This is a genomic window from Pectobacterium sp. IFB5596, assembly GCF_021432585.1.
Lineage (GTDB): Bacteria > Pseudomonadota > Gammaproteobacteria > Enterobacterales > Enterobacteriaceae > Pectobacterium > Pectobacterium punjabense.
The window spans coordinates 1-13,464 of record NZ_LXFY01000030.1 but is presented as its reverse complement, the minus strand read 5'-3'; the positions used below and the strand labels follow the sequence as shown (position 1 = coordinate 13,464).

Here is a 13,464-nt window from a genome sequence, read left to right as displayed (position 1 = left end):
ATGCTTATGCTCAATCTATACGCAAAGAAGTTTAGATGTCTAGATGTGTTGACGTCCATTAAAACTGCGTTTACTCTTAAGTTCCTATTTTTCAGTCTCCAGCCAGGAAAAGAGCCGATGACGCGTAAACAGGCAACGATCGCAGTCCGCAGTGGGTTAAATGATGACGAGCAGTATGGCTGCGTTGTCCCCCCCATTCACCTTTCCAGCACGTATAACTTTACCGGATTCAACCAGCCACGCGCACACGACTATTCGCGTCGCGGTAACCCTACGCGTGATGTTGTGCAGCGTGCGCTTGCCGAACTGGAAGGCGGTGCGGGTGCGGTAATGACGAGCAGCGGGATGTCGGCGATTATGCTGGTTTGCACGGTATTCCTGCGTCCCGGCGATCTGCTGGTGGCACCGCATGATTGTTACGGTGGCAGCTATCGTCTGTTTGATAGCCTGAGTAAGCGTGGTGCGTTCCGCGTTAAATTTGTCGATCAAAGTGATACCGATGCGCTTAATGCCGCATTGGCAGAAAAACCGAAGCTGGTGCTGGTGGAAAGCCCGAGCAATCCACTGCTGCGCGTCGTGGATATTGCCGCGATTTGTCAGGCCGCACGGGAAGCGGGTGCCGTCAGCGTGGTAGATAACACCTTCCTGAGCCCGGCGTTGCAGAAGCCGCTGGAACTGGGAGCCGATCTGGTCGTGCATTCGTGCACTAAATACCTGAATGGTCACTCTGATGTGGTCGCAGGTGCGGTGATCGCCAAAGATGCCGACACCATTACTGAACTGGCCTGGTGGGCGAACAATATCGGTGTAACGGGGGCGGCGTTCGACAGCTATCTGCTGCTGCGTGGCCTGCGTACTTTATCGCCGCGTATGGCGGCCGCGCAGCGTAATGCGCAACAGGTGGTTGAATTCTTACAGACGCAGCCACTGGTGAAGGCACTGTATCATCCTTCACTGCCGAACAATCCCGGCCATGATATTGCCCGCCGTCAACAATCTGGCTTTGGCGCTATGCTAAGTTTTGAACTGGATGGAGATGAAGACACTCTGCGGCGTTTTCTGGCCTCGCTGGAGCTGTTTACGCTGGCGGAATCGCTAGGTGGCGTTGAGAGCCTCATCTCGCATGCGGCAACGATGACGCATGCGGGTATGGCACCGGAGGCGCGTGCCGCAGCGGGTATCTCTGAAACATTACTGCGTATTTCTACCGGTATTGAAGACGGCGATGATCTGGTTGCCGATCTGGATCGTGCGTTTCAAGCCGCAGCCAAGAGGTAAGAATGAGTGCATTAGGAGTAGCGCCATCGGTAACAGGCCGACAACTGCATAAGTTTGGCGGAAGCAGTCTGGCCGATGTGAAGTGTTACCTGCGCGTAGCCGGTATTATGGCGGAATATAGCCATCCCGGAGATTTGATGGTGGTGTCTGCCGCAGGCAGTACCACAAACCAGCTGATTAGCTGGTTGAAACTGAGCCAGAGCGATCGTCTGTCGGCGCATCAGGTCCAGCAGGCATTACGTCGCTATCACAGTGAACTGATTGCCGGGCTTTTGCCTGTGCAAGAAGCAGAGGCATTGACGGCCCAGTTTATTCGCGATCTGGAGCGTTTGGCTGCGCTGCTGGATGGCAAGATTACGGATGCTGTCTACGCCGAGGTGGTTGGGCACGGTGAAATCTGGTCAGCTCGCCTGATGTCGGCCGTGTTGAATCATCGAGATATGAAAGCCGCGTGGCTGGATGCACGTGATTTTCTCTGCGCGGAACGTGCCGCGCAGCCGCAGGTGGATGAGGGGCGCTCCTGGCCGCTGTTGCAGCAATATCTGACGCAACACGCAGGTCAGCGTTTAGTGGTAACCGGTTTTATCTGCCGCAATGACGCGGGTGAAACGGTACTGCTGGGGCGTAACGGGAGTGACTATTCCGCGACGCAAATCGGTGCGCTGGCTGGGGTTGAACGTGTCACCATCTGGAGTGATGTCGCTGGGGTTTATAGTGCTGACCCGCGCAAAGTAAAAGATGCTTGTTTGCTGCCACTGCTGCGGTTGGATGAAGCCAGCGAACTGGCACGTCTGGCAGCGCCCGTGCTGCATACGCGTACGTTACAGCCCGTTTCCGGCAGTGATATCGACCTGCAACTGCGTTGCAGCTATCAGCCTGAACAAGGGTCGACGCGTATCGAACGTGTGCTGGCCTCAGGTACGGGTGCCAAAATTGTCACCAGTCATGATGATGTGTGCCTGATTGAAGTTCAGGTGCCTTCCGAACACGATTTCGTGCTGCTGCAAAAAGAGGTCGAACAGCTTCTGAACCGTGCGCAGTTGAAACCGCTGGCCATTGGCGCCCATCAGGATCGCAGCCTGCTGCAACTGTGCTACACCTCCGAAGTGGTGGAGAGCGCATTACAGTTGCTGACACAGGCCAACCTGCCAGTGGAACTCAGCGAGCGTGATGGGTTAGCGATGGTGGCGATGGTCGGGGCGGGCGTAGGTAAAAACCCGCTGCACAGCCACCGTTTCTATCAGCAGTTGAAAGATCAGCCGATTGAATTTGTTCGCCAGGCCGATGATGGCATCAGTCTGGTTGCTGTTCTGCGCGTGGGTCCGACGGAGCATTTGATTCGCGGCTTGCACCATTCGCTGTTCCGCGCCGAAAAACGCATTGGTCTGGTGCTGTTCGGTAAAGGAAATATTGGTTCACGTTGGCTGGAGCTGTTTGCACGTGAGCAGAGCAACCTTTCCGCCCGTACCGGCTTTGAGTTTGTACTGGCTGGCGTGGTAGACAGTACGCGCAGTCTCTTGAACTATGACGGGCTGGATGCCAGCCGCGCATTGGCTTTCTTCGAAAGTGAAGCGCAAGAGCGGGATGGTGAAGATCTGTTCCTGTGGATGCGTGCGCACCCCTTTGATGATTTGGTCGTATTGGATGTGACAGCCAGTGAGTCGGTCGCCGATCTGTATCTGGATTTCGCCAGCTACGGCTTCCATGTCATCAGCGCCAACAAACTGGCGGGAGCATCTGGCGGCAATAACTATCGCCAGATTCGTGATGCCTTCGCTAAAACGGATCGCCACTGGTTGTATAACGCGACGGTGGGCGCAGGTTTGCCGGTCAACTTTGCTGTACGCGATTTACGGGAAAGTGGTGACAGTATTCTGGCGATAAGCGGGATTTTCTCCGGCACGCTCTCCTGGCTGTTTTTGCAGTTCGATGGCACCGTACCGTTCACCGATCTGGTCGATCAGGCGTGTCAGCAAGGGTTGACGGAGCCCGATCCGCGCGTTGACCTGTCTGGTCAGGACGTTATGCGCAAGCTGGTGATTCTGGCGCGTGAGGCGGGATATGACATCGAGCCTAGCCAGGTTCGGGTTGAGTCGCTGGTGCCGCCGGGCTGTGAACAGGGATCTGTCGATTATTTCTTCGAAAACGGCGATTCGCTGAACGAACAGATGTTGCAACGTCTGGAAGCCGCACAGGAAATGGGCTTGGTTCTGCGTCACGTCGCACGCTTCGATAGCAACGGCAAAGCGCGCGTTGGCGTTGAAGCTGTTCGTCCCGATCATCCTTTGGCTTCTCTGTTGCCGGGTGACAACGTGTTTGCGATTGAAAGCCGTTGGTATCGGGATAACCCGCTGGTTATCCGTGGTCCGGGGGCGGGACGTGATGTCACGGCAGGCGCGCTTCAATCTGACCTCAGTCGTTTGGCACAGTTGTTGTAGAACCTGTTGTAAGCGCGACATACCGTTGGCCGTCTCTTAGTCATATTTTTATGCAGACCAAGAGACGGTTTCGTGCGCCACAACCCCGCCATTTTCATGCTACCTCGTAGCAAACGCCCGACACGGGGCGGCTCATCCTAAGCCCGCTATCTCCTCAGCATAATTTTTTACGCCGGATAACGGCAAAACCCACGATATCTCTGGGTTTGTGTATAAAAGTCACCACTCCTGATCCATCATGAAATTTTTTCATTTACCGTGAGTAATCATCACCACCTACCAGGCTGAAAAACGTTGACTCTTTAAGCGGATTACGTCATTTTCTATATAGACGTCTAAACGTATAGACGTGTGGCGAATGATAATAACAATCACGGTCAACGGGGTAGCAGGTATGAGCTTTTTTCACGCAAACCAGCGGGAAGCGCTGAATCAAAGTCTGGCGGAATTGCAGGGACGAATTAATGTGTCGTTCGAATTTTTCCCGCCACGTACCAGCGAGATGGAAGAAACCCTGTGGAGCTCGATTGATCGACTGAGCAGCCTGAAGCCTAAGTTTGTTTCCGTGACTTATGGGGCGAATTCTGGCGAGCGTGACCGCACTCACAGCATTATCAAAACCATTAAAGAACGTACCGGTCTGGAAGCAGCACCTCACCTGACCTGTATTGACGCTTCGCGCGAACAGCTGCGTGACATCGCGCAGGATTACTGGCAGAGCGGTATTCGTCATATTGTTGCGCTGCGTGGCGATTTGCCCCCGGAAGGCGGCAAACCGGAAATGTATGCGGCGGATCTGGTTTCCCTGCTGAAAGAGGTTGGTGATTTCGATATTTCGGTTGCCGCTTATCCTGAAGTGCACCCTGAAGCCAAAAGCGCGCAGGCTGACCTGATTAACCTGAAACACAAGATTGATGCTGGCGCGAATCGCGCTATCACACAGTTCTTTTTCGACGTAGAAAGCTATCTGCGGTTCCGTGACCGCTGCGTGGCAACGGGCATCGACGTAGAGATCGTACCGGGGATCTTACCGGTATCAAATTTCAAGCAGCTACAAAAATTTGCCACGATGACAAACGTGCGCGTGCCGAACTGGATGACAAGCGTGTTTGACGGTCTGGATAACGACCCGGAAACCCGCAAAATGGTCGGTGCCTCTATTGCGATGGACATGGTGAAAATCCTGAGCCGCGAAGGGGTAAAAGATTTCCACTTCTACACGCTGAACCGCGCTGAGTTGAGCTACGCTATTTGCCACACACTGGGCGTGCGTCCAGAAGCGACGCGCTAAAGTAGCGCGCAAGATTTCAGGAAGAAACAAGGCTGCCACGCCGTTGCGATAGATTTAGGTATTGGAATAGCTGAATCTATGGCTTGTGGGAGCCAGGAAAGGGAGGAGTCTCAGGGATGAGATTCCTATTCGTATGTTTCGATGTGTCGTAACGGACTGAATCATTTCTTCTCTTGCTCCTTTGACTACATAAACCTTGCCAACTCCCCACATGCTCCCTCTGTTGCTTTGTGCCTATTTGTATTGTTAATCGCTCAGCCTACGCATCGTATTTCCCAGCCCCCATCACGCCTTTTTGTGTGATCGAAGAACACAAAATGCTGTCATCGTCAAATCACTTGAATACATTAGCCTGCTCGTTATAGCGTGACGGGAGGTTGCAATAAGCAGGCGCGATTTTAGGGATATATTATTCATTTTGGATGTTGATAGGGATTATCGTTCGTTGGTATCCTATCTATCGCTGTTAGCTATCATGATAAGGAGAATAATAATGAACATTCGGGATTTAGAGTATCTTGTCGCGCTGGCAGAACATCGTCACTTTCGGCGTGCAGCAGATTCCTGCCATGTGAGTCAACCCACGCTCAGTGGACAGATTCGTAAACTGGAAGATGAACTAGGCGTGATGCTGTTGGAGCGGACCAGCCGTAAGGTCTTGTTTACTCAAGCAGGGCTGCTGCTGGTCGAGCAGGCACGCACGGTGCTACGTGAGGTCAAGGTATTAAAAGAGATGGCAAGCCAGCAGGGGGAAACCATGTCTGGGCCGTTGCATATTGGCCTGATCCCTACTGTGGGACCGTACCTGTTGCCGCAAATCATTCCGATGCTGCATCGTACCTTCCCCAAACTCGAAATGTATCTGCACGAAGCGCAAACCCATCAACTGCTCGCGCAATTAGACAGCGGCAAACTTGACTGCGCCATTCTGGCGATGGTGAAAGAGTCTGAAGCCTTTATTGAAGTTCCTCTGTTTGACGAGCCGATGAAGCTAGCGATTTATCAGGATCACCCTTGGGCGAACCGCGAACGCGTGGCGATGTCCGATCTTGCAGGTGAAAAGCTGCTGATGCTGGAAGATGGCCACTGTCTGCGCGATCAGGCAATGGGCTTTTGTTTTCAAGCTGGAGCGGATGAAGATACGCATTTCCGGGCGACTAGCCTGGAAACACTGCGCAACATGGTCGCCGCCGGAAGCGGGATTACGCTGCTACCGTCGTTGTCGGTACCGCGTGAGCGCGAGCGCGATGGCGTTTGCTATTTGCCATGTTATAAACCAGAGCCTAAGCGCACTATCGCGCTGGTGTATCGCCCCGGTTCACCGCTGCGCGGACGCTATGAGCAGCTTGCTGATACCATCCGCGAGCACATGCAAGGTTATATGGAAAACCTGTCAAAATAAGCGGTTCAATCCGTTCAGTGCCGCCACGCGGTAAGCTTCTGCCATGGTTGGATAGTTGAAGGTGGTATTAACGAAGTATTCGATAGTATTACCTTCACCTTTTTGTTCCATGATGGCCTGCCCGATGTGGATAATTTCAGCGGCGCGCTCACCAAAGCAGTGAATACCCAAAATCTGCTTCGTTTCGCGGTGAAACAGAATCTTCAAACTCCCCACGTTCATCCCAACAATCTGCGCCCGTGCCAGATGTTTGAACTGTGCCCGCCCGACTTCATAAGGCACTTTCATCGCGGTGAGCTCTTGCTCGGTTTTCCCCACGGAGCTGATTTCCGGGATGGTGTAAATGCCAGTAGGAATATCTTCGATCAAATGCGCGCTGGCATCGCCTTTGATGATCGCCTGTGCGGCGAGTCGACCCTGATCGTACGCTGCCGATGCCAGGCTAGGATAGCCAATGACATCGCCGATGGCATAAATATGCGCCAGCGCCGTCTGGTACATGCTGTTGACCTTGAGCTGCCCGCGGCTGTCGGTGCTTAAGCCGATATTTTCCAGCCCCAGCGTTTCCGTGTTCCCCGTGCGCCCGTTGGCATAGAGCAGGCAGTCTGCTTTCATCTTCTTGCCAGATTTCAGATTGACAATGACACCATCAGACAGCCCTTCAATACTCTCGAATTCTTCGTTGTGGCGGATAACCACGCCGTTGTTCCAGAAGTGGTAGGACAGCGCATCCGACATTTCTTGGTCGAGAAAAGCCAACAACCTATCGCGGGTATTGATGAGATCGACCTTAACGCTCAGGCCGCGAAAGATAGAGGCGTATTCGCAGCCGATAACGCCCGCACCGTAGATGATAACGTGCTGAGGTTCGTGATCGAGTTGCAGAATAGAGTCGCTGTCGTAAATACGCGGATGGTTAAAGTCGACTTCTGCCGGATGATACGGACGTGAACCGGTCGCAATAATGATATTCGCGGCGGTCAGCGTTTCATGGGTATTATCTGGGTAATGAACGGCAATCGTGTGGGCGTCGATAAAGCTGGCTTCACCAGAGAACAGCTCACACTGATTACGCTCATAAAACCCTTGCCGCATACGGGTTTGCTGACCAATGACGCTGTCGGCATGGCGCAGGATGTCGGAGAATGAGGAGCGAATAATGCGGGAGTTGTCGCTGTAGAGGGGGTTTTGATTGAACTCGATAATACGGCTGACGGCGTGGCGGAGGGCTTTGGAAGGAATCGTACCCCAGTGGGTACAGCCGCCGCCGACATTGTAGTGGCGTTCAATCACCGCAATTTTGGCACCGTGCTTGGCCAATCCCATTGCTGCACCTTCACCGCCGGGACCGGAACCAATAACGATGGCATCATAATCGAATTGATGTTCTAGAGTCATGGTAGGTTAAACCTGTTTTTATACAAATTAATAACGCGACTGTAACATGCGCGATTGTAGCATTGACTGTGGCAGAACCCAATCATCCCTGCCTTTACTATGGAAACAGATTCTCACATTCTTAATATGGCAAACTTTGTCTCATTCTGCGGACAATAAAGTTTGCTATAGTGCCCCTCTGGAAAGGGGAGAGATCATTTGGGCAGCATAATGGGTGTCAGAGCACAACAAAAAGAACGAACCCGTCGTTCCCTTATCGAAGCTGCATTTAGCCAGTTAAGCGCTGAGCGCAGCTTTGCCAGCTTGAGTTTGCGTGAAGTTGCCCGCGAAGCGGGTATCGCGCCGACGTCCTTCTATCGTCATTTTCGAGATGTGGATGAGCTGGGGCTGACAATGGTTGATGAAAGCGGATTAATGCTGCGCCAGCTAATGCGGCAGGCTCGGCAACGTATTGCCAAAACGGGTAGTGTGATCAGGACGTCGGTTTCCACCTTTATGGAATTTATCGGTAATAATCCTAATGCCTTCCGGTTATTGCTGCGTGAGCGTTCAGGGACATCGGCGGCGTTCCGTGCGGCGGTGGCGCGGGAGATTCAGCATTTTATCGCTGAGCTGGCGGATTATCTTGAGGTGGAAAATCACATTCCTCGCAGCTTCGCAGAAGCGCAATCAGAAGCGATGGTGACGATTGTTTTCAGTGCGGGAGCAGAAGCCTTGGATGTTTCTCTGGAACAGCGTAAACAGCTGGAAGAACGGCTGGTGCTGCAACTGCGGATGATAGCCAAAGGTGCTTATTACTGGTACAGAAAAGAACACGACAGCAGCTTTACCGTGCCATAAATCCTCTATACCAACATGAGAAGGGAGAAACCATGACAGAAAAACCTCATCAAGAAAAAGGTACGCTGGTTCTGGCGCTGATTGCGGGCTTATCCGTCAACGGCGCATTTGCCGCCTTGTTCAGCAGTATTGTTCCATTCTCGATTTTTCCTCTGATTGCGTTGGTATTGTCGATCTACTGCCTGCATGAACGTTATTTGCACCACAGTATGCCGGAAGGCATTCCGATACTGGTGGCGGCCAGTTTTCTGTTGGGATTACTGATTTACAGTGCCATCGTGCGCGTTGAATATCCCGCCATAGGATCGAACTTTATTCCTTCGATCCTGTGCGTGGTGTTGGTTTTCTGGATTGGCCTGAAGCTGCGCCGCAGAAAAGAAACGGATTCCGTATCCGCAGAAGAGAGCGAGACGTTATAGCAGCAGGCGATGCTGGCGGGATGGCCCGCCAGTTTGTGTGCGTTACTGACGTTTTTCCAATAGCACGCCACACTCCATATGGTGGGTGTACGGGAATTGATCGAACAGCGCCAGACGGCGAATGTCGTGGGTTTCTGAGAGTGTTTGCAGGTTGTTGCTCAGCGTTTCTGGGTTGCAGGAAATATAAAGAATGCGCGGATATGCCTGCACCAGTTTCACCGTTTCGTCATCCAGTCCGCTGCGCGGCGGGTCAACAAAAATGGTCTCGCACTGGTAGCTCGTCAGATCGATACCCTGTAAGCGGTTAAACTGGCGTACGCCCTGCATGGCCTGCGTAAATTCTTCTGCCGCCATGCGGATAATTTGCACGTTCTCTATCTGATTCGCCGCGATATTATATTGTGCCGCCGCGACGGAGGGCTTGGCGATCTCGGTTGCCAGTACGCGTTCGAAATTTCTTGCCAGCGCGAGTGAAAAGTTGCCGTTGCCGCAATACAGCTCCAGTAAATCTCCCGTTGATCCCGCTGTCGCATCCAGCGCCCATTCCAGCATCTGAATATTGATTGCGGCATTCGGCTGCGTGAAGCTGTTTTCTACCTGTCGGTAAATCATATCCCGACCTGCAACCGGCAGGCATTCATCGACATAATCGCGATCGAGGCAGATTTTGGTTTTTGTCGCGCGACCAATCAACTGTAGACGGAACCCCTGCGCTGTCAGGCTATCGCGCAGCGCGCGGGCATGTTCCTGCCATTCCTCATCCAGTGCGCGGTGATACAGCAGAGAAACGATCACTTCGCCGCTAAGGGTGGACAGATAGTCTATCTGGAACAGTTTGCGGCGCAGGACGGAATCGGGCTGAATGGCGGCAAGCAGCTCTGGCATCAGGCGGTTGATCAGTTCACTGGCAGCCGGAAAGCGATCAACCCGAATGCGCTGTTTGGTTTGCTGGTCAAACATGATGTGATAAAGCTCGTCGCCATCGTGCCAGATACGGAATTCGGCGCGCATCCGATAGTGACTGACGGGAGAACGGAAGACGACAGGTTCCGGTGCATTGAACGGTGCCATCATCCCACGCAGACGCTCGGTTTTCTCTGCAAGCTGGTCGTCGTATTGTTCGATGGGCAGGATTTCTGGCGTCATGGTTTTCTCGTCAACAGCGTCTAAAAGGGTGTTATTGGCCGGGAATTGTAGGGAATCCGGCCAGGAAGTCCAGTTTTGTTACGTGATTATCCTGTAGTGATATAGAAGTCTAGACTTCCACAATTCGCGATTGTAGGATGAGCGTCCGGCCTTGTACCACAAGTTAAAAGGGAATCCAGTGTAAATCTGGAGCTGACGCGCAGCGGTAAGGAATGCCCCGGCGATAGCATTATTATGCAGACACTGTCTTCAACTTTTGAGGATGGGAAGTCATCGCTTTCGTTGTATCCCCTACCGTCGTTGACGGTTTGTGGTAACAACGGCATCCAAGCCCGAAGACCTACCGGAATACGTCGCAATTGGTTCTGCATATCGCGTGCTATTAACAGAGCCTGCGGCATCCTTATTATTTCTCGGATGCTTTAACAATGATTAAAAAAATTTCGCTGCTGACGGCGCTTTCCGTCACGGCATTTTCTGGCTGGGCACAGGAAAACAGTTCATCTCCAAATTCGTCATCGAAAAAAAATGCCGATGACATGGTAGTCACAGCAAATCGTTTCGCACAGCCAGTTTCGTCGGTGCTGGCACCCACGACTGTAGTGACCAGAGAAGAGATCGAGCGTTGGCAGGCGAAGAGCCTGACTGATGTTATGCGCCGCTTGCCGGGTGTGGACATCGGACAAAACGGCGGCTTAGGGCAAAAAAGTTCGTTGTTTATCCGTGGGACTAACTCGAGCCATGTGTTGGTGCTGATCGATGGTATTCGCCTTAATCAAGCGGGTCTAAGTGGTTCATCTGACCTCAGCCAAATCCCCCTCTCACTGGTGCAGAAAGTTGAATATATTCGTGGCGCACGTTCTGCGGTTTATGGTTCTGATGCAATTGGCGGCGTAGTAAACATCATCACCACCAGAGAGAAGAACGGTACGACGCTGTCCGCTGGTATCGGCTCTAATGGGTATCAATCTTATGATGCAGTAACGCAACAAGCATTTGGCGACAGTACAACAGCGACATTGGCTGGTAATTACGTCTACACCAAAGGATTTGACGTGGTTGCTTACGGTACTGCTTCGCCCGCGCAACCCGACCGTGACGGATTTATGAGTAAATCGCTGTATGGGACGGTTGAACATAAGTTTGGTGAGCATTTTAGCGGTTTTTTACGGGGCTATGGTTATGACAACCGTACTGACTACGATAACTTCTCTGCAGTAGATACTCGCCAGCTTTATAGCCAAACATGGGATACCGGTCTGCGTTATCAGAGCGGCATCTACTCCACGCAGCTAATTGGAAGCTATAGCCATAGCAAGGATTATGACTACGATCCGCTCCGAGGCCTACATGGTGTTGGTGCGACGTTAGTTGATTCTCAGCAATACAACGCACAGTGGGGCAATACACTGCAAGTGGGCACGGGTACAGTGAGTGCTGGTGTTGATTGGCAGGATCAGATCATCAAGCCTGATTCAACTAATGTGAACCGAGAGGAAAGCCAGCACAATACTGGTATTTACCTGACTGGTCAGCAACGTTTTGCTTCCATAGTGCTTGAAGGGTCTGTACGTGGCGACGATCAATCTGAATTCGGTTGGCATAGTACTTGGCAAACCGGGGCGTCCTGGGAATTTATTGAAGGCTATCGCCTGATTGCTTCTTATGGTACTGCATTTAAAGCGCCAAATATGGGACAGCTATATGGAAGGTTTGGCAGCAACCGTGACCTTCAGCCAGAAGAAAGTAAACAGTGGGAAAGTGGGGTTGAAGGCCTTACTGGGCCAGTTACATGGAGGGTTTCTGGATACCGCAATGACATCGACAATCTGATTGATGCAACAGGCAGTACAGGTTACGTTTATGAAAATGTCGGTAAAGCCAAAATCAAAGGAATTGAAGCCACCGCCAGTTTTGACACTGGGCCTGTAGGTCATCGTATTAGCTATGACTATGTTGACTCACGTAATGCCATCACCGATGAGCCACTGGCTCGCCGTGCAAAGCAGCAGGTGAAATATCAACTGGATTGGCAGGTGTTCGACCTCGATTGGAGCGTAACGTACCAATATCTGGGAGGTCGTTATGACAAAGATTATGGCAATTATGTTCCTGCGATTGATGACTACCAGACTGTCAAGCTTGGCGGCGTAAGCCTCTGGGATCTCGCTGCCTCATATCCGATCACCTCTCATCTGACAGTTCGTGGTAGAATCGCCAACCTGTTTGATAAAGATTATGAGACGGCATATGGCTACCGCACGGCAGGGCGAGAATACTATCTCACAGGAAGCTATACTTTCTAACCTGCCATCCCGTCCTACGGTTCTGGTTTTCGATTCCGGCGTAGGCGGGCTGTCTGTTTATGATGAAATCCGGCAGCTCTTGCCGGATCTTCACTATATATACGCATTCGATAACGAAGCGTTTCCGTATGGTGAAAAATCACAGCAGTTTATTATCGAGCGCGTGGTTGAGATTATTAACGCAGTTCAACTACGCCATCAGCTCGCATTGGTTGTAATCGCCTGTAATACGGCGAGTACGATTTCCCTTCCTGCCCTGCGTGAGCGCTTTACTTTCCCTGTCGTGGGCGTTGTCCCTGCGGTGAAGCCTGCGGCTAAGCTGACGCGCAACGGCGTTGTCGGCCTATTGGCAACGCGCGCAACGGTTCAACGTCCGTATACGCACGAACTGATTGCCCGTTTTGCGACGGATTGCCAGATTTTGTCATTGGGATCGTCAGAACTGGTCGAGTTAGCAGAAGCGAAACTGCAGGGGGAGACGATCTCCATTTCTGAACTGCAGAGAATTCTGCGCCCTTGGCTGCGTTTACCGGAACCGCCAGATACGGTTGTGCTTGGGTGTACGCATTTTCCTTTATTAGCAGAAGAACTGAAAATGGCCTTGCCAGATGGTACACGTCTTGTGGATTCTGGTTCTGCTATAGCTAAAAGAACAGCATGGCTGATTGCTAATCTGGATAATCCTCCACTTTCGACAGATAAGAATCTGGTTTACTGCCTGACGATTACGCCTAAAGTCGCCACGCTGTGGCCAATATTGCAGCGTTATGGCTTCGATTCGCTGGAAAAACTGCCACTTTAATCGCTTTGTGGGTGAATAGTAGACAAACGATAATTATTTTGCATTTAGCACTTGTCAGCCGCCGAGAAGTCCCTATAATGCGCCTCCACTGACACGGCAACAGCGACACGCGGTTGGGGTGACAGAAAAAAGATTTAATAAAGG

10 protein-coding genes and 1 riboswitch are annotated in these 13,464 nt (G+C 52.0%); of the genes, 8 read left to right on the top strand and 2 right to left on the bottom strand.

From position 1 onward, the window contains the following. The first annotated feature begins 117 nt into the window (after positions 1–117). From metB to oxyR, 4 genes are all read left to right on the top strand, one after another. Entirely contained in the window at positions 118–1,278 is a 1,161-nt protein-coding gene (metB, locus tag A6301_RS17780; protein WP_039281157.1) for a cystathionine gamma-synthase, read from the top strand. Positions 1,279–1,280: 2 nt separating this feature from the next. Continuing rightward, positions 1,281–3,716 carry a bifunctional aspartate kinase/homoserine dehydrogenase II gene (locus tag A6301_RS17775; protein ID WP_107168702.1) on the top strand — a complete coding sequence of 812 codons (2,436 nt, stop codon included), beginning with the start codon at positions 1,281–1,283 and terminating at the stop codon, positions 3,714–3,716. 394 nt (positions 3,717–4,110) lie between these two features. Continuing rightward, the gene (gene metF / locus A6301_RS17770; protein ID WP_107168709.1) at positions 4,111–5,007 is read left to right on the top strand and encodes a methylenetetrahydrofolate reductase; all 897 of its coding nucleotides are present in this window, start codon (positions 4,111–4,113) and stop codon (positions 5,005–5,007) included. A 493-nt stretch (positions 5,008–5,500) separates the two neighbouring features. Then, complete coding sequence (gene oxyR, locus A6301_RS17765) at positions 5,501–6,409, top strand: DNA-binding transcriptional regulator OxyR (RefSeq protein ID WP_010281486.1); 909 nt, start codon at positions 5,501–5,503, stop codon at positions 6,407–6,409. On the opposite strand, the gene sthA is transcribed toward oxyR, so the two are convergent. Continuing rightward, positions 6,401–7,807 carry a Si-specific NAD(P)(+) transhydrogenase gene (gene sthA, locus A6301_RS17760; protein WP_012772922.1) on the bottom strand — a complete coding sequence of 469 codons (1,407 nt, stop codon included), beginning with the start codon at positions 7,805–7,807 and terminating at the stop codon, positions 6,401–6,403. The two genes, oxyR and sthA, sit on opposite strands and share 9 nt — an antisense overlap. A gap of 210 nt (positions 7,808–8,017) precedes the next feature. Between sthA and fabR the strand changes: the two genes are divergently transcribed. Together fabR and A6301_RS17750 are read left to right on the top strand one after the other, a co-directional pair. Further along, positions 8,018–8,647 carry an HTH-type transcriptional repressor FabR gene (gene fabR, locus A6301_RS17755; protein ID WP_010308157.1) on the top strand — a complete coding sequence of 210 codons (630 nt, stop codon included), beginning with the start codon at positions 8,018–8,020 and terminating at the stop codon, positions 8,645–8,647. Between the two features lie 32 nt (positions 8,648–8,679). Next, positions 8,680–9,066 (top strand): YijD family membrane protein, encoded by a 387-nt coding sequence (locus A6301_RS17750; protein WP_107168710.1) that lies wholly within the window; start codon positions 8,680–8,682, stop codon positions 9,064–9,066. Positions 9,067–9,108: 42 nt separating this feature from the next. Here A6301_RS17750 and trmA read toward each other — a convergent pair whose 3' ends face one another. Further along, positions 9,109–10,212 carry a tRNA (uridine(54)-C5)-methyltransferase TrmA gene (gene trmA, locus A6301_RS17745; RefSeq protein WP_014916979.1) on the bottom strand — a complete coding sequence of 368 codons (1,104 nt, stop codon included), beginning with the start codon at positions 10,210–10,212 and terminating at the stop codon, positions 9,109–9,111. A gap of 129 nt (positions 10,213–10,341) precedes the next feature. Continuing rightward, a riboswitch (cobalamin riboswitch) is annotated at positions 10,342–10,575 on the top strand. Between the two features lie 65 nt (positions 10,576–10,640). Between trmA and btuB the strand changes: the two genes are divergently transcribed. Both btuB and murI read left to right on the top strand, forming a co-directional pair. After that, positions 10,641–12,518 carry a TonB-dependent vitamin B12 receptor BtuB gene (btuB, locus tag A6301_RS17740; protein WP_234258398.1) on the top strand — a complete coding sequence of 626 codons (1,878 nt, stop codon included), beginning with the start codon at positions 10,641–10,643 and terminating at the stop codon, positions 12,516–12,518. Next, the gene (murI, locus tag A6301_RS17735; RefSeq protein WP_234258397.1) at positions 12,463–13,320 is read left to right on the top strand and encodes a glutamate racemase; all 858 of its coding nucleotides are present in this window, start codon (positions 12,463–12,465) and stop codon (positions 13,318–13,320) included. The genes btuB and murI overlap by 56 nt, the downstream gene beginning before the upstream one ends. Positions 13,321–13,464 lie beyond the last annotated feature (144 nt).